The organism is Shewanella sp. 1311 (assembly GCF_059338235.1).
Genome location: NZ_CM181686.1, coordinates 2,230,097 through 2,247,581, shown reverse-complemented (window position 1 = coordinate 2,247,581; position 17,485 = coordinate 2,230,097). Strand labels below are relative to the sequence as shown.

11 protein-coding genes are annotated in these 17,485 nt (G+C 49.1%); 1 reads left to right on the top strand and 10 read right to left on the bottom strand.

Annotated elements, in window-relative coordinates:
• Nucleotides 1-67 precede the first annotated feature (67 nt).
• The 7 genes from AC5YB3_RS09980 to AC5YB3_RS09950 form a co-directional block, all read right to left on the bottom strand.
• Nucleotides 68-4,594, bottom strand: coding sequence for an EAL domain-containing protein (locus tag AC5YB3_RS09980; RefSeq protein WP_494527043.1), 4,527 nt, complete (start codon nucleotides 4,592-4,594; stop codon nucleotides 68-70).
• A 415-nt stretch (nucleotides 4,595-5,009) separates the two neighbouring features.
• A complete protein-coding gene (locus AC5YB3_RS09975) occupies nucleotides 5,010-5,864 on the bottom strand; it encodes an isocitrate lyase/PEP mutase family protein (protein ID WP_494527042.1) in 855 nt (284 codons plus the stop codon).
• 55 nt (nucleotides 5,865-5,919) lie between these two features.
• Nucleotides 5,920-7,143 (bottom strand): 2-methylaconitate cis-trans isomerase PrpF, encoded by a 1,224-nt coding sequence (gene prpF / locus AC5YB3_RS09970; protein WP_494527041.1) that lies wholly within the window; start codon nucleotides 7,141-7,143, stop codon nucleotides 5,920-5,922.
• Between the two features lie 160 nt (nucleotides 7,144-7,303).
• On the bottom strand, nucleotides 7,304-9,907 hold the full coding sequence (acnD, locus tag AC5YB3_RS09965; protein ID WP_494527040.1) for a Fe/S-dependent 2-methylisocitrate dehydratase AcnD: 2,604 nt from the start codon (nucleotides 9,905-9,907) through the stop codon (nucleotides 7,304-7,306).
• Nucleotides 9,908-9,988: 81 nt separating this feature from the next.
• Entirely contained in the window at nucleotides 9,989-11,116 is a 1,128-nt protein-coding gene (prpC, locus tag AC5YB3_RS09960) for a bifunctional 2-methylcitrate synthase/citrate synthase (RefSeq protein ID WP_259574355.1), read from the bottom strand.
• A gap of 275 nt (nucleotides 11,117-11,391) precedes the next feature.
• A complete protein-coding gene (gene prpB / locus AC5YB3_RS09955; protein ID WP_432370462.1) occupies nucleotides 11,392-12,270 on the bottom strand; it encodes a methylisocitrate lyase in 879 nt (292 codons plus the stop codon).
• A gap of 57 nt (nucleotides 12,271-12,327) precedes the next feature.
• Complete coding sequence (locus AC5YB3_RS09950) at nucleotides 12,328-13,095, bottom strand: GntR family transcriptional regulator (protein WP_012090443.1); 768 nt, start codon at nucleotides 13,093-13,095, stop codon at nucleotides 12,328-12,330.
• 339 nt (nucleotides 13,096-13,434) lie between these two features.
• Between AC5YB3_RS09950 and AC5YB3_RS09945 the strand changes: the two genes are divergently transcribed.
• The gene (locus tag AC5YB3_RS09945; RefSeq protein ID WP_494527039.1) at nucleotides 13,435-13,899 is read left to right on the top strand and encodes a 2-thiouracil desulfurase family protein; all 465 of its coding nucleotides are present in this window, start codon (nucleotides 13,435-13,437) and stop codon (nucleotides 13,897-13,899) included.
• Nucleotides 13,900-13,917: 18 nt separating this feature from the next.
• Here AC5YB3_RS09945 and yihG (AC5YB3_RS09940) read toward each other — a convergent pair whose 3' ends face one another.
• From yihG (AC5YB3_RS09940) to AC5YB3_RS09930, 3 genes are all read right to left on the bottom strand, one after another.
• Nucleotides 13,918-14,862 carry a 1-acylglycerol-3-phosphate O-acyltransferase, YihG family gene (gene yihG, locus AC5YB3_RS09940; protein ID WP_006084447.1) on the bottom strand — a complete coding sequence of 315 codons (945 nt, stop codon included), beginning with the start codon at nucleotides 14,860-14,862 and terminating at the stop codon, nucleotides 13,918-13,920.
• A 13-nt stretch (nucleotides 14,863-14,875) separates the two neighbouring features.
• Complete coding sequence (yihG, locus tag AC5YB3_RS09935) at nucleotides 14,876-15,772, bottom strand: 1-acylglycerol-3-phosphate O-acyltransferase, YihG family (RefSeq protein WP_494527038.1); 897 nt, start codon at nucleotides 15,770-15,772, stop codon at nucleotides 14,876-14,878.
• A gap of 109 nt (nucleotides 15,773-15,881) precedes the next feature.
• Nucleotides 15,882-17,408 (bottom strand): YifB family Mg chelatase-like AAA ATPase, encoded by a 1,527-nt coding sequence (locus AC5YB3_RS09930; protein ID WP_494527037.1) that lies wholly within the window; start codon nucleotides 17,406-17,408, stop codon nucleotides 15,882-15,884.
• Nucleotides 17,409-17,485 lie beyond the last annotated feature (77 nt).

Sequence of the window (17,485 nt, the reverse complement as noted above, 5' to 3'; positions counted from 1 at the left end):
TAAAGGCTCCTAGGAGCCTTTTTTATTGGCTGATTTTGACGATGACATTTGTAGGCTTCGCCTCAAATCAAATCGGCTGTGGCTTAGATTGATTTTTGAGCAAAGTTAAAAAATCCGCGGCACTTAAGGGTTTACTGAGTAAGAAACCTTGTACTTGATCGCAACCCTGCATCGCCAAGAAGTTGAGTTGTTCTTGGGTCTCTACGCCTTCGGCGACAACGTTGAGGTCTAAACTGTGGGCGAGGGCGATAATGGCGCTGGTGATGGCCGCATCGTCGGGATCGTTGGTGATATCTCTGACGAACTCTCGATCAATTTTCAGCGTGTCTATCGGGAAGCGTTTGAGATAACTTAGGCTCGAATAACCCGTCCCAAAATCATCCACCGCTATGGTCAAGCCTAGGGCTTTGAGTTTAGATAAAATGCTGACTGACTCCTGCGGATTGCCCATGATCATCGACTCTGTCAGTTCAAGCTCAAGGGATTGTGCCGGGAGACCTGAAACCGCTAATGCAACTTCTATGGTGGAGATAATATCGGCCTTAAGTTGGCGAGCCGATAGGTTAACGGCGACAGTGATACCGTTGAATCCTAAGCTATTCCATTCGGCTAATTGCTGGCAGGCTTGATTGATCACCCAATGACCAATTTGAGTGATGATGCCGGTTTCTTCCGCCAGCGGAATAAACTCGACGGGGGAAATGGGGCCAAGTTCAGTGTGATGCCAACGTAAAAGCGCTTCTATCCCAGTGAGTGAACCATCCTTTAAACAGAACTTAGGTTGATAAACTAAGCTCAATTCGTTGCGCTGAATCGCCTCTTTTAACCCACTTTCGAGTTGCACATGGCGAGTGGCAATTTCATTTAATTTCGAAGTATAAAACTGGAAGTTATTTCTACCTGACGATTTCGCGTGGTACATGGCTGTATCGGCAAATTTAATCAGCGAGTCAGCATTGTCAGCATCGTTTGGATAGAGACTGATGCCGATGGAGGTCGAAATGGTCAGCGTTTTATCGTCCAATAAGAAGGGCGTTTGGAATGCTCTGAGCACTTTTTCTGAGATCAAAGTTGCCGCTTTGGTTTTCGCCACTCCTTCTAAAATAATAGTAAATTCATCACCGCCTAGGCGTGCGACTGTATCACCATCGCGCACTGCATTTTGCAGTCTTCTGGCGACCGCTTTGAGCAGTAAATCGCCGACATGGTGCCCCATGGAGTCGTTGATATGTTTAAAGCGGTCGAGATCTAAAAACAGTAAGGCGACGATATTGTTCGCCCTATGCGCTTGGGTTATCGCGTGATTGAGCCTGTCTTGGAATAAGGTTCGGTTTGGCAGGCCCGTTAAGGTGTCGAAACTGGCGAGGAAACGTAGATCTTCTTCGGCTTTTTTTCGCTGTGTGATGTCGGTAAATACTGCGACGAAGTGACTGGTTTCACCTTTAATATCGATAACTTGGTTGATCTCAAGCCAGACTAAAATCGCCTGCCGTTGTTTATTGCGGATCCACAGCTCCCCGACCCAATGTTTATGGCGCAGTAGCTGTTGTTCAATGGTATTGAACAATTCTCGCTGTTGGCGCCCAAAGGCTAAATGAATGAAATGCCTGTCGGTGATTTGGCGCTCTGTGTAGCCGGTAATGGCACAAAATGCGGGATTAACCGAGCGAATGCGATAATCTAGGCCCGCCACGACAACCGCTTCATTCATACTGTTGAGCACTTGCGAGGACAATACCAGCTCGTTCTCAATCAGTTTACGAGAGGTGATATTACGGTTAGTCCCTGTCATGCGGATTGGGTTATCTAAGCTATCTTTTTCAACCACTTTGCCACGGTCTAAAATCCACACCCAATTACCCGGTGAGCGTTCGACACGGTACTCAGCTTCGAAGAAAGGCGAGCGGCCTTGAAGGTGCTCGTTTAGCTCAAGTTTGAATCTCTCTCTGTCTTCAGAGTGCATGCTCTCATGGGCAATATTGCTGCTGTTCCAATGGGGAATCGAAGAGTCCATATTGGTACGATAGACTTGGTTTTCGGCTATGTTCCAGTCCCACATGCCATCGCCAGACGCCCAAAGTGCCAGCTTTAGCCGCTCTTCTGAGGCGCGGATACTGGTTTCAAATTCACGTTGCTGTTGGCGTTTGTTCCTACGCCAGATAATGGCCCAAGCCAGCAGTCCTAAAGTGAGTAAGAAATAGAGGATATAGGCGAATTGAGTGCGATAGAAGGGGGCTTGCACATTCAGATCGACAAGCAGCGCATAGGCACCTTCTGAGTTATATTGCAGCCCATGACGAACATGTAATCGGTAATGGCCAGGATTGATGTTAGTAAAGGTGATTTCATTGCCTGTGGGTAGCTCATGCCATCTGTTATCAAACCCTTCGAGATAATAGCTGAAACGGTTTTTACCCGTGTAGCTGAAATCCAATGAGGTCACCTCAAAACTGACTAGCTGATCGCTATAGTCCATCACTATGCTAGGGGGGCGGCTTAAATCGAGAATCGTGTGGCCTTTTCCCGCAATGCTATAGCCAGTGAGCGCGACTTTGACATCTGGTCGTTGATCTGGAATCGACTGGGGATTGAAACGATTGATGCCGTTAATACCGCCAAACCAGAGATCGCCATCGCTGTCCTGCAGTTTTACGCCGCCGTTAAACTCCAGTGCCTGCAAACCTTCTTGTTCGTTGAATATGATGATGCGATTGGTTTTAGGGTTAAGTTTACCTATGCCGGCATTGCTGCTAAACCAAATGTTATGTTCTTGGTCCTCAAGTAAGGCGTAGATGGTATCGCTTGGTAATCCCTGCTCGCGGGTGTAATGAGTAAAGCCTGCATCGGCACCTTGGGAAGATAACTTACTGATCCCGCCATGGGTGGCGAACCATACCTCACCCGCCTGAGTCACCAAAATATCGCGGACACGGTTGTTGATTAAGCTTTTCTTATCAGAGGATTGATGGAAGTAAGATTTACCTATCCCCGTTTTCATATCCAGTTTCAGCAGGCCATTGAGTGTGCCTATCCAAAGCGTATCTTTGTGTGCTCTTAGGATTAAAAACTGGTTTTGTGCCGGATAGAAATTATCAATATGTGCCAATGAGATAAAAGTAAATTCATCGGTATCTATAGCCTTGCGATAGAGGGCGTGGGTCGTTGCTACCCAGAGATGGCCTTGATCATCAATTTCTAAACTTCGGATGTAGTTGGCTTCTGAGCCTTGGTCTGTACTTGCTGTGACCTTGAGTAATTGGAAATCTCCCTCTGGCGATAGCCGACCGAGTCCATAGTTAGTGGCAAACCAGAGCACGCCAGCTTTGTCTTGAGCAATATCTCGCAGGATGAGGTTTAAATTGCGTTGATGCATTCCTAAGGCGTTCGCAAATAGCTCCGTATAATGCTCATATTTTCCATCGGCTAATATGCGCTTAAGCCCTGCGCCTTCAGTGCCTATCCAGAGGGCATTATCTTTGCTGCGGAATAAGGTGCGAATATTGTTGCTCTGTTGCGACAGCTCCGTGGTGTATTCGAAAATATGCTGAAAATACTGGCGACGGGTATTAATTTTATCTAATCCCGAATAACTGGCGCCTAGCCATAAGTTGCCAAAGGGATCTTGTAGTAAACTCAGTATGTTATTTTCACTGATACTGTTGGTGCGCTTAGGATCATACCTATGATAGGTCGCAGTGAATATTTTGTCGTTTCTCTCGAGTTGAATGAGACCTGCTTCAGGCCCGACGACCCAAAAATCACCCTGTTCGGTTTGGATAAAATCCTTAATGTAAGGCACGTTATCGTCAGTCTGCCAGAGGATTTCGCCCTGCTGCGAGGCCAAGTTGTAGTGCCATAGTTGTCCACCTAGGGCTAAAGTGATCGAGTAGGCCGAGTTGGCTTTAATTTGATAGGTAGTGACATTTTGCGGCACGTTTAAGCGAGTGATGGTATTTGCACTGACGGCAAAGGTGCCGCTATCTTGGGTACCTGCCAGCAGGTAAGTGTTTTCAACATTGGCTAAGCTAGTGATATAGGGCTCGACGCTATTACCTAAACTGACCTGGGTAATGCGTTTGGTTTTAGTCGATAGGGAAAATAGTCCTGCTTTAGTGCCAATCCAGAGTGTGTTACCCACTATGCTGAGTTTGGTGGTGCGGGGATCGGTCAGACCTTGTTCTTGGCCAAAGTGCTCAAAGGTCCCTGTACTCAAATCGAGTCGATTAACCCCTTGGCTGAACGTGGAAACCCAAATGTAGCCTTCTGAATCTTGAATAATGTCAGAGACATAACTTTCTGAAATACTGCTAGGATCGTTGGGGGAGTGGGTAAAAATAGTGAAGTCATGACCGTTGTAGGCATGCAAACCATCTTGAGTACCAATCCACAACATGCCAGCACTGTCCATAAACAGGCTGGTAATCGTATTCTGGTTGAGGCCATCTTCACTGCGAATATGTTCAAATTTAAGCTGTGTGAAAGCCGCGCTCAATGGTTGCGCTAATCCATTGCACGAGATCCCCCACAAACTTAGGATACAAAGCGCGCCTAGCACTAGCTTGTGGATTAGTTGACTCAAATTTTCCCCTACCAAAAAACGGACCCATCCTGATTAGGTTTCTATTTAGTTTAGTTCTTAGCCTAGACCTTAAATGCCATTTTGTTGTAAAAACTTTAGCTTAAATTGCTGACTTGGTTTAAAAACAACCAAAATCGATGGGCGCGATTCAGTCATCGATCATGCGATAGCTCAAATATGCTGTTTTAGTGTCTTTGTGCTGGTTATGACGAGCTTTTTTTCCCGTGTTTAAGCTTAAGAATCTTAGCACTGTTTAAGATAGGCCAACATATGATGCTGCGACAAATGCAGCGAAAACCAGTGCGCAGAGTCACTAAAACCATGAGGGCGAATAGAAAAAGACCTTGCCGGAAGGGGGAGAAGCAAGGTCTTTGGTTGAACTGTTTTAGCGTTTAGATGGCAGGGTTAAACTTGCATTGACTCAGTTACGTCAATAGCCGAGGTCAAGATCCAAATAAGCTTGTGTATTTATGATCCGCTCACGCTCTGCAAACGACACCATCTGCTCGGCAATACTGCCACTGTCACCTTGCTCGAGAATGGTGCGTAAGGTGTGCTGACAAGCATGGATAGTCGCTCGCTGTAAGTCTGAGGGAATAATAATGAACTTGTATCCCAATGCTTGCAGTCTGTCCTTTGACACCAGCGGTGTTTTACCACTGTGGAACATATTGATGAGCTTAGGCTGCTTGATATGCTTAGCGATCAATTCAATTTGCTCAACGGTTTCTGGCGCTTCGACAAAAATCACGTCGGCACCCGCTGCTAAATACGCATGTGATCGTTCCATTGCAGCGTCGAATCCTTCAACGGCGATCGCATCAGTGCGGGCAATTAAGGTAAAATCTGGGTCAGTTTGGCTATCCTTAGCGACACGGATCTTGTGCACCATTTCTTGGGTACTCACCAAAGATTTATCATTCAGATGGCCGCAGCGCTTTGGAAAGGTTTGATCTTCCAAGTGCAATGCTGCGACACCGGCTCGCTCAAAGGCTTTTACTGTGCGGCTCACGTTGATGGCATTACCAAACCCAGTATCCGCATCCGCTATGATGGGCACTTGGGTCACTTCGACCATCTGTTCGAGTCGATGCAGCACTTCGCTAAAGCTCAGCATGCCTATATCGGGGAAACCACAACTTCTCGCAATCGCGCCGCCACTGGCATAAATCAGCTTAAAACCCGTTTGTTCGGCTAAACGTGCGGTCATACCATCGTAAACGCCTGGGGCGACGTGAATATCGCTACCACTGAGCATTTGTCGTAATGCCGTTGTTTTTTTCATTTGAATCCTCTTCCTTGCGCGCCTTTAGCGATTGAATCTAAAACCAGATAAACGATCAGAAACACTCGCTCGGTACTCGCACAAAACCTTCCATTAGCACGCGGGCGCTGCGGCTCATAATGGCTTTAACGACTGTCCATTCGCCGTCAACCATTGACGCCTCAGCCCCAACACGCAGCGTGCCAGAGGGATGACCAAAACGCACCGCATCTATTTTGTCCTTAGTGTCGCCGCTAGCGGCTAAGTTAACTAAGGTGCCGGGGATCGCTGCTGCTGTGCCAATTGCCACTGCAGCTGTGCCCATCATGGCGTGGTGCAGTTTACCCATCGACAGCGCGCGCACGAGCAAGTCGATATCATCGGTATTGACGGGCTTGCCGCTCGATGACACATAGGCTTTGGGTTTAGCAACAAAGGCGACCTTGGGCGTATGTTGGCGCGTAATCGCTTCATCTATATGCGAAATCAAGCCCATACGCACAGCGCCATAGGCGCGAATTGTTTCAAATTTAGCCAGTGCCGCCGTGTCGCTGTTAATATTATCCTGCAGCTCAGTGCCTGTGTAGCCTAAGTCCTCAGCATTGATAAAAATGGTGGGAATGCCAGCGTTAATCATAGTGGCCTTAAAGCTGCCAATACCCGGCACTTCTAGCACATCAACAACATTGCCCGTCGGGAACATGCTGCTACCCCCTCCGTTAGAATGGGCATCTTCGTCAGCAGCCGGATTCATAAATTCGATTTGCACTTCGGCGGCGGGAAAGGTCACACCATCGAGCTCAAAATCCCCTGTTTCTTGCACTTCACCTTTAGTGATTGGTACATGGGCGATAATGGTTTTGCCTATGTTGGCTTGCCAAATACGCACAGTGCAGATGCCATTTTGTGGAATGCGGGCCGTATCAATTAAGCCATTGCTGATGGCAAAGGCGCCGACGGCGGCGGTTAAGTTGCCGCAGTTACCACTCCAATCGACAAAGGGTTTATCGATGGCCACTTGGCCGAACAGGTAATCGACATCGTGATCGGTTTGGGTGCTAGGGGAGAGGATCACGGTTTTACTGGTGCTTGAGGTGGCGCCGCCCATGCCATCGATTTGTTTGCCGTAAGCGTCTGGGCTGCCAATCACTCGCAGCAGTAGCGCATCACGGGCAGGGCCAGCAACTTGTGCGGCTTTAGGTAAATCCTGCAGACGGAAAAACACGCCTTTACTGGTGCCGCCGCGCATATAGGTCGCAGCAACTTTGATTTGTGGCGCGTGGGTTGTTGAAGCATTCATTGATTGACTCCAAAAGGACTCCCAATGGAATCCAAATGAGCGTCAGTAACTTAATTGGGGAAGTTATTGGCGCTCGGTTTAGCTAGCTTATCTTTAGCTGATATTCGTGTTTTACTTGAGCCGAGCCTTGATTCAAGACTCGACTCAAGCAAGGTTCGATTTAAGCCTGATTCGATTCGAGAAAGTCCTGCGCGAAGCGTTGCAATACGCCGCCCGCCTCGTAGATTGAGACTTCTTCGGCGGTATCGAGACGACAGGTTACTGGCACTTCGATGCGCTCACCGTTTTTACGGGTGATAACGACGGTCAAATCCGCTCGTGGCGCTGGCGTGCCGAGGACATCGAACACTTCGGTGCCGTCGATGGCGTAGGTGGCGCGGTTGTCGCCGGCTTTAAATTCCAGTGGTAAAACACCCATACCCACTAAGTTAGTGCGATGAATGCGCTCGAAACCTTCGGCAACAATGGCCTCAACGCCCGCTAAACGCACGCCTTTGGCGGCCCAGTCGCGGGACGAACCTTGGCCGTAGTCTGCACCCGCGATAATGATCAGCGGTTGCTTACGTTCCATATAGGTTTCAATCGCTTCCCACATACGGGTCACTTGGCCTTCGGGTTCGATACGGGCCAGTGATCCTTGCTGTACTTTACCGTCAACCAGCGCCATTTCGTTTTTAAGCTTAGGGTTGGCAAAAGTCGCGCGTTGGGCGGTTAAGTGATCGCCGCGATGGGTGGCATAAGAGTTAAAGTCTTCCTCCGGCAAGCCCATTTTGTGCAGGTATTCGCCCGCGGCGCTGTCGAGCATAATGGCGTTCGACGGTGATAAATGGTCGGTAGTGATGTTGTCACCCAGCACCGCCAGTGGTCGCATGCCTTTTAATGTGCGCTCTCCGGCCAATGCGCCTTCCCAATAAGGTGGGCGACGAATATAAGTAGATTGCGGACGCCAATCGTACAGCGGACTAATTTGCTCGCCGTAATCGACGGCTAAATCGAACATAGGCTCGTACACTTTGCGGAACTGCTCAGGTTTAACACTGGTCGCAATCACGGCATCGATTTCTTCATCCGATGGCCAAATGTCGATAAGTTTGACGGGGTTGCCGTCTTTATCTAATCCCAGCACATCCTTTTCGATATCGAAACGTATGGTGCCAGCTATCGCGTAGGCGACGACCAATGGCGGCGAGGCCAAAAAGGCTTGTTTGGCATAGGGGTGAATACGGCCATCAAAGTTGCGGTTACCCGATAACACTGCGGTGGCGTACAAGTCGCGGTCGATCACTTCTTTTTGAATCACAGGATCCAGCGCGCCGCTCATACCGTTACACGTCGTGCAGGCAAAACCAACAATGCCAAAACCGAGTTGTTCAAGCTCAGGCAATAACTTGGCTTCTTCCAAATACAACTGCACCGCTTTTGAGCCGGGGGCGAGTGAGGTTTTGACCCAAGGTTTACGGCTTAAGCCTTTGGCGTTGGCGTTGCGGGCAATCAGACCTGCGGCAATTACGTTGCGCGGGTTACTGGTGTTAGTGCAGCTGGTAATCGCCGCGATAATCACAGCGCCATCGGGCATTAAGCCGGGTTCGTTTTCGACTACGCCGCTAATTCCGCGCTCAGCTAATTCTGATGTTGGCACTCGTGCATGTGGATTTGATGGCCCTGCAATCGTGCGTACTACCGATGATAAATCAAAACGCAACACCCGAGGATAGTGCACTTCGGTCAAGCTGTCGGCCCACAAACCTGCGGTTTTGGCATAGGTTTCAACCAGCTTAACTTGCTCGGCTTCGCGGCCCGTTAAGGTTAAATAATCAAGGGTTTGCTGGTCGATGTAGAACATGGCTGCGGTGGCGCCAAATTCAGGCGTCATGTTTGAAATCGTGGCGCGATCGCCGAGTGTCAGCGCCGCTGCGCCTTCACCGAAGAACTCTAAGTAAGAGGAGACGACTTTTTGTGCGCGTAGAAACTCGGTCAAGGCTAATACGATATCGGTAGCCGTAATGCCAGGCTGTGGCCTGCCCGTGAGCTCAACACCGATAATGTCCGGCAGACGCATATAAGATGCGCGCCCCAGCATGACGCTTTCGGCTTCTAAGCCGCCGACACCAATGGCGATAACACCCAGTGCATCAACGTGCGGCGTGTGGCTGTCGGTGCCAACTAGAGTATCGGGGAAGGCCACGCCATTGCGTGAATGCACCACAGGCGACATACGTTCTAAGTTAATTTGGTGCATGATGCCGTTACCCTGAGGGATAACATCAATGTTTTTAAAGGCTTTTTGCGTCCAATTAATAAAGTGGAATCTGTCTTCGTTGCGTCTGTCTTCGATAGCGCGGTTTTTAGCAAAGGCGTCTTTATCAAAACCACCAAACTCAACGGCGAGCGAGTGATCAACAATGAGTTGTGTTGGTACAACAGGGTTCACTTTAGCGGGATCGCCACCTTTAGCGGCAATCGCATCACGCAGGCCCGCAAGGTCAACTAAGGCGGTTTGCCCCAAAATGTCGTGACAGACCACGCGGGCAGGAAACCAAGGGAAATCCAGTTCTTGCTTAGATTCGATAATTTGTTTCAGCGAGGCGGTTAAGTCCGCAGGTGTGCAGCGACGGACTAAGTTTTCAGCTAAAACGCGCGAGGTATAAGGTAGCTCGGCGTAAGAGCCGGGAGCGATCGCTTCTATGGCTTCGCGGGTGTCGAAGTAATCAAGCTTAGTGCCGGGTAAGGGTTTGCGATATTGGGTATTCATAGCAGTGTTCATAACATCATCCATTTCGGAAAATGAAGTTGGCGCGAGACTGTCCTTTAACAGAAGTCTCGCGCCAAGAGTCGTTAGCTTGGCTTAACGGTTGGTAATGGGGACGACTTTGCGTGGTGCCACGCCCACATAATCGGCACTTGGGCGGATGATGCGGTTGTTAGAGCGTTGCTCCATCACGTGCGCAGCCCAGCCCGTTACCCGTGAACACACGAAGATTGGCGTGAACAACTTAGTCGGAATATCCATGTAGTGGTACGCGCTGGCGTGGAAAAAGTCAGCATTACAGAAGAGTTTTTTCTGTTCCCACATTAGGGCTTCACAGGCAACCGATACGCGGTATAGACGGTCGTCACCGTTGGCGGCAGCCAGTTTTTCTGACCATTCTTTGATGATGGCATTACGTGGATCGCTATCGCGGTAAATTGCGTGACCGAAGCCCATGATCTTATCTTTACGCTCCAGTTTACCCATTAAAATGTCGCGCGCATCGGCTTCATCTTTCATGTCTTGAATGAGTTCCATCGCTGCTTCGTTCGCGCCGCCATGCAGCGGGCCGCGCAGTGAACCAATGGCGCCAGTGACGCATGAATGCATGTCTGACAGAGTTGAAGCACAGACGCGAGCGGTAAAGGTTGATGCGTTAAATTCATGTTCTGCATAAAGAATTAACGATACGTCCATTACTTTAGCATGCAGTGCCGACGGCGCTTTACCATGTAATAAATGCAGGAAGTGCGCGCCAATTTGATCGTCATCGGTTTCAGTGTCGATTCGCACGCCATCGTGACTAAAGCGATACCAGTAACAGATGATCGATGGGAACGCAGCCAATAGGCGGTCGGTGATTTCACTCTGATCGGCAAAGCTGTGTTCGGCTTCTAAGTTGCCTAGCATAGAGCAGCCAGTACGCATCACATCCATAGGATGAGTTTCAGCAGGAATGCGCTCTAATACTTCTTTTAAGGCTTGCGGCAGACCGCGAAGGCCTTTGAGTTTGGTTTTGTAGGCATCAAGCTGGGCTTGAGTGGGCAGCTCGCCGTAAAGAATGAGATAGGCGACTTCTTCGAAGGTGGCATTTTCACCGAGATCTTTCACATCATAACCGCGGTACGTTAGGCCGCTGCCTGACACGCCCACTGTGCTCAATGCCGTTTCGCCTGCGCTCTGGCCACGTAATCCTGCACCGCTTAGTTTTTTAGCTTCTGACATAATCCTTCCCTTCCGTTAACTCTGTGTGGTTATTGCTGGTGGATGAATGCACTCATTTTTGAGTGTTCATTCGCCGACATTTATTGGTTAAGGCTGCACTTTTTATGTAACTTGTTTAACGTTAAATCTGCTTTAACGCCAAACCCTGTAGGGTTGCAGCTTTTCGGTGACGCCTTGCTGCTTGGGGCAAAGCGTCTGGGTTTCAGTAACAACATGAGCTTGCGCTTCTACTGACAATCCATGGTCTTGTGTATTTTGCTTTCTCGCTTGCTTAGTTATTTATCTTGGCTAAACAGTTGATCTAACTTGTCTTCAAAGGCGTGGTAGCCCAAGTACTTATACAAGTCTTTACGGGTCTGCATAGTGTCGAGCACGTTGCGTTGATGACCATCATTCATCAGCGCTTGCATGACGTTCAGTGCCGCTTGGTTGGCTGCACGGAAAGTACCGAGTGGATAGAGCACCATATCGGCGCCCGCCTCGGCGAGTTCTTCTTTATTGAACAATTGGGTTTGGCCAAATTCAGTCATGTTGGCCAAAATCGGCGCTTTGACATGCGCTTTAAAGTGGCGATATTGGTCTAGCTCAGTTAAAGCTTCGGCGAAGATCATGTCGGCACCGGCGGCGATATAGGCTTGCGCGCGTTCGATACCTGCTTCTAAGCCTTCAACGGCAACCGCATCGGTACGCGCCATGATCACAAAGTTAGGATCGGTACGGGCATCGACGGCCGCTTTAATGCGATCGACCATTTCTTCAATGCTCACGACCGCTTTGTTAGGTCTGTGGCCGCAACGCTTTTGCGACACTTGGTCTTCCATGTGCACAGCGGCGACGCCGACTTTTTCGAATTCTTTGATGGTGCGAGCAATGTTGAATGCGCCGCCCCAGCCAGTATCGATATCGACCAATAAAGGCACTTGTGTGGCTGAGGTGATACGACCTGCATCGATTAACACATCGTTCATTGAGGTCATGCCCAAGTCAGGCAAACCGTATGAAGCATTGGCAACGCCAGCGCCCGAAAGATACAAGGCTTGGAAGCCAGTTTGCTCTGCCATCAAGGCAAAATAGGCATTGGTGGTGCCAACGATTTGTAACGGTTTAGCCTTAGCAAGAGCTTGGCGAAAACGTAATCCTGCGCTTTGGGTCATGGTCTTGTCCTTATCCTTTTCCATTTATGGGAAGTGGGCATATTGAGCCGTATAAACTTAGCTGATGTTGGCTAAGGTTTCTTTTGCGGCTGCATTGGCTTGCAATTCAATTAAGCGTAATTCGGTATTTTTACGCCCCTGCTCGATATGGCGACGCATCAGCAAACTGGCCAACTCACCATCGCGCTGGGCAATGGCTTCGACTATGCGTCTGTGTTCGGCAATCGCTTTAACGGGGCGATTTTTATTGGTGCATTGGTAGCGGTACATGCGCAGCAGGTGATACAGGCCGCCGACTAAGGTTTCCTGCAGATGCTTGTTACCGCTGGCTTGAATAATTTGGTAGTGAAAATCGACATCGCCTTCCTCTTGGAAGTAGGTATCACCCTTAGCGAGCGCCGCATCTTGCGTTGCGAGTAAATCTTCTAACTTGGCTAATTGTTCAGGGGTGATACGACTGGCGGCAAGTTCGCAGGCCATGCCTTCAAGCACGCTACGCAGTTGATATAAATCGTTAAGTTCGCTAACTGTCAGCTGTGCTACGCGGGCGCCAACATGGGGTGCGCGCACTACTAAGCGTTGTCTTTCTAAGGTTTGCAGGGCTTCGCGGGTCGGGCCGCGGCTGATACCGTATTTTTCGGCCAGTGCTTGCTCGTTAATCTTACTGCCCGCAGGCAGTTCGCCCTTGATGATGCTGGTTTGGATCTGCACCAAAATTTGATCGGCGAGTGTGGTCGACGTTTTATCTGCTGAGGTCGATTTGACCTTATGCAGGTGGGAAACATGTGTGTCATCAGAAACGAACGTCGTGTCTTGCTTCAACATAGAGCGCATCACTATTAATAGGATTGTCGACAATGGGTAAAAAATAGCCCTCTCGCAGTGGATTGTCAACAATGTGTTTACTTAGACGTAAGTCTACATTCTAATTGCTTTTTATTTATTGCTATGATTTTTATAGTTTTATTTGAATTCTTTCGTTTTTAATATTTTAGCTTATGAGTTTTTAAATATTAAATTGTCAACAATTAAGTGGTTTTTGCCGTCCGTTCTTGTTGCAGGTGTTGCAGGTGTTGATGGCTTTGGGGGAAATCGTCCAAATGCATTTTGCATGTTTGTCCTTCGCGTTATGCTATGGGCGGAATGACACGCTTGGAGGTGACAGTGGAAAAAGTGTTAGTGAGCAGTTGTTTACTCGGGCAAGCGGTGCGCTACGACGGTGGTCATAACTTGATGGAGAGCGAACTTGTACAGACGTGGCTTGAGCAAGGACGGCTTGTGGCGATTTGTCCCGAATGTGCAGGCGGTTTGCCGACACCCAGACCGCCAGCTGAGCGGGTTGGACAGCGTATCTTAACCGCTCAGGGTGAGGATGTGACCTACGCTTTTAGTCTGGGAGCCGATCTCGCCCTAAAGCTGGCGCAGCAAGAAGGGATTAAAGTGGCGATCCTAAAAGCCCGCAGTCCATCCTGTGGTAATAAGCAGATCTACGATGGTCAATTTGCGAAGCAATTAATCGCGGGACAGGGATTAACGGCTGAAAAACTCAGCGCAGCAGGGATAACCGTATTCAATGAATTTGAGCTATCCGCTGCAGCGGCACTGGTTGCCGAACTAGAGCAAAGTTAGAAAAGAACTAGAGCAGATCTAGCTCGCTTGAGTGTGATTGGCGCTGTCGGCGCTATCCGCGACATTTTGATTCGTTTGCAGTAACGCATGAATTTGTTGATCTTTTTCCGCCCACACTTGGTTTAACCAGCGTTGGAACTCGACGCGATACTCAGACTCAGAGAAATAACGTGTTGGATCGACTTGAGGTACGGGCAGGGCGTTGATCCGCACAATAATCTTGCTGACCTTGCCGTTCATCACCCCAAACAGAATATCGTCAGGCGCATCTGGGTAGACAATTGTCATATCCAGCAGGTTAGTAAATTGCTCACCCATGGCCGATAGGGTAAAAGCGATTCCACCTGCTTTAGGACGTAACAAATGTTGATAAGGCGAGTTTTGGCGTTGATGTTTATCAGCGGTAAACCGGCTGCCTTCAACATAGTTAATGATCGAGGTAGGCATATTTTTGAATTTTTCGCAGGCGCGGCGTGTGGTCGCTAAATCTTTGCCCTTAAGCTTTGGATTCTTCTTGAGTTTTGCTGGGCTGGTTCTGTTCATAAATGGCATATCCAGCGCCCAACAACCCAGTCCCATAATCGGCACATAGATGAGTTCTTTTTTGAGGAAGAACTTCAACATAGGAATATGGTTGCGTAACACATAAGTTTGCGCGGCGATATCGAAGCCACTGAGGTGGTTGCTGATCAGTAAGTACCAGCTGTTTTTATCGAGTCCTTCGAGCCCTTCGACGTCCCACTCAATTTTAGCGATCAAATACAAGATGCCACCGTTGCAGCAGGCCCACGCCCACATAAAACGATTCATAACCGCAGTCACAGCATTACGTGCACTTTGCGCTGGCATCACGAGTTTTACGACTCCGCCTATGCTGATAAGCGAGCCCCATACGGCGGTATTAATGATCAGCAAGCTTAAGCTCAGCATAAACAACACTGGCCCGGGCAGGAAATTCAACATAGTGGCGTTACCTTTATTCTTTATTCGCTTGGCTAGCGAGTTGGCTTAACACCTGATCCTTAGTGAGCCAGAGTTGATTTAGCTGCTCTTGGAAGCTAATTTTAAAATCGCGGTCATTCATATAATCGCCACGCATCGCAGGATCAATATCAGAGACCTTGATGTGTACTTTAACGCTTGGCAACTTGCCTGTTAGGTAGTCCCAATAGCTAGGCACTGCTTCAGGGTAGTAAATGGAGACATCGACTAGCTTGTGGATCTGTTCACCCATGGCTGATAGCGCGAAGGCCATGCCGCCCGCTTTGGGTTTTAACAAATGTTGGAACTGTGAGTTCTGCTTTTGATGTTTAGCTTTGCTGAAGCGCGTGCCTTCGACAAAGTTCATCACACTTACCGGTTTAGCCTTGAACTTAGCACAGGCTTTACGAGTAATTTCAATGTCTTTGCCCTTTAGCTTAGGATTTTTACGCAACTCTGCCGTGCTGTAACGGCGCATAAAAGGAAAATCGAGCGCCCACCAAGCTAAGCCTAAAATTGGCACAAAAATCAGTTCTTGCTTGAGGAAAAACTTCAAGAAAGGGATTTTTCGGTTAAAAACCCGCTGCAGGATCAGGATATCCACCCAAGACTGGTGATTGGCAATCACCATATACCACTCTTTAGTGGAAAAGTCGGTGTCACCACTCAGTTCTATCTTAACGGGATGCAAGCAGCGCTCAATCACACCATTGACGCTGATCCAAGCACTGGCACAAAAGTCGAGCACATGGCTCGTCGCAGTCCTTAATGGACTGATAGGTATCAGTTTTATAAAACTGATCAACACGATTGGGATAGTCCAAAAGACGGTATTTATAACGTAGCCTAAAAATGCGATACAGCCTTTTATCTGTGAAAACAGCGTTCCCATCCGAGCCCCCTGACAAAAATTGGAGGCCTATGTTACTCGGTGTCGGCGTTTGGCTCAATCTTAGGCACTGCTGGTCGGTGCATTTGTTAACATTTGTTCCCGCGAAAACTCAATATTGCTGGGATAAGCGGGCGAGTAATCTATCCATAGCGCGATAACCCAGTGCTTGGGCGATATGGCGGCGTTCTGTGTTAGGCGCTTGTTCCAGATCGGCAATAGTACGCGCCACCCTTTGTATACGGTGGAAGCTGCGAACCGAGAGGCCAAGCTTTACCACGCTTTGTTCCAAAAACACTAAATCAGCATCACTGATCCCGCTGAAGCGTTTCAATTGCTTTCCTGTGAGCTCGCTATTGAGCACGCCTGAACGGGCGAGTTGCAGCTCACGCGCCAGTTTGACCCGCTTGGCGATATCTTGGCTGGTTTCTGTTTGCGGCGCGGTTTGAGTCAAGGTGCCGGCGGGGAGTTTGGGCACTTCAATGGTTAAATCGAAACGGTCGAGAAATGGGCCCGAAAGCCGTGAAAGATAACGTTGAATTTGTTCTGGGCTCGATCTGTATTGGCTATCAATATCACCGCTCGGGCTGGGGTTCATCGCCGCGATCAATTGGAAGCGACTCAAAAATGTCAGCTTAGCGGCGGCGCGGGAAATCACCACTTCGCCGGTTTCCATCGGCTCGCGCAGGCAATCTAAGACTTTACGCGGAAATTCAGCCACTTCATCTAAAAACAGCACGCCACGGTGGGCGAGGGAAATTTCACCGGGTTTGGGAATACTGCCGCCACCCACGAGGGATATCGATGAACTCGTGTGGTGTGGCGAGCGAAAGGGTCGCTGCAAAAAATGCTGCGGCTTAATGTCGAGTCCGGCAACGGAATGAATCGCCGCCACTTCTAATGCTTCCTCATAATTAAGCGCAGGCAATAGCGCCATCATTCGGCTGGCAAGCATGGTTTTGCCCGTACCTGGCGGGCCAAGCATCAGGAGGTTATGGTTTCCCGCCGCGGCAATTTCGAGTGCTTGCTTGGCCTGATATTGGCCAATCACATCGCTCAGGCAAGTATGGGATTCGGGCGTCTCTTGGCTTATCCATTCTAATTGCGGCGCTAACGTCGGCAGTTGGTTTTGCCCCTGTAAATAGGCGGCCAGACTTTGAAGGTGCGAGCCAAACAACACATTGGGATAGCCGACTAACTCGGCATCGTGGCGATTATCCAGCGGCAATATCAAGGTATGATCTTGGCGCTTAGCGGCGATAATCGCTGGTAATAATCCTTGGCAATAACGTATGTGCCCAGACAGTGCCAGCTCACCGACAAACTCAAGATTTTTTAAGCTATTAGCTGGGATTTGTTCCGAGGCAGCCAATATGCCCACGGCTATGGGTAAATCGTAGCGGCCACCTTGTTTAGGTAAATCTGCTGGCGCGAGGTTAACGGTTATCCGCCGCATCGGAAACTCGAATCCTGCATTGATCAGCGCGCTGCGCACCCGCTCGCGGGCTTCTTTCACCGACGCTTCGGGTAATCCCACTAGATTAAATGCCGGTAAGCCGTTACTGAGATGCACTTCAACTGTGACTTGGGGAGCTTCGACCCCACAACTGGCTCGGGTATTGACGCAGGCAATCGCCATAAACAAATCCTTTTGTGGTTCATTTCGCGCAGAATTTGAGTGTAGCAGTAAATGGGATTATGGCTTCGCCATCGATG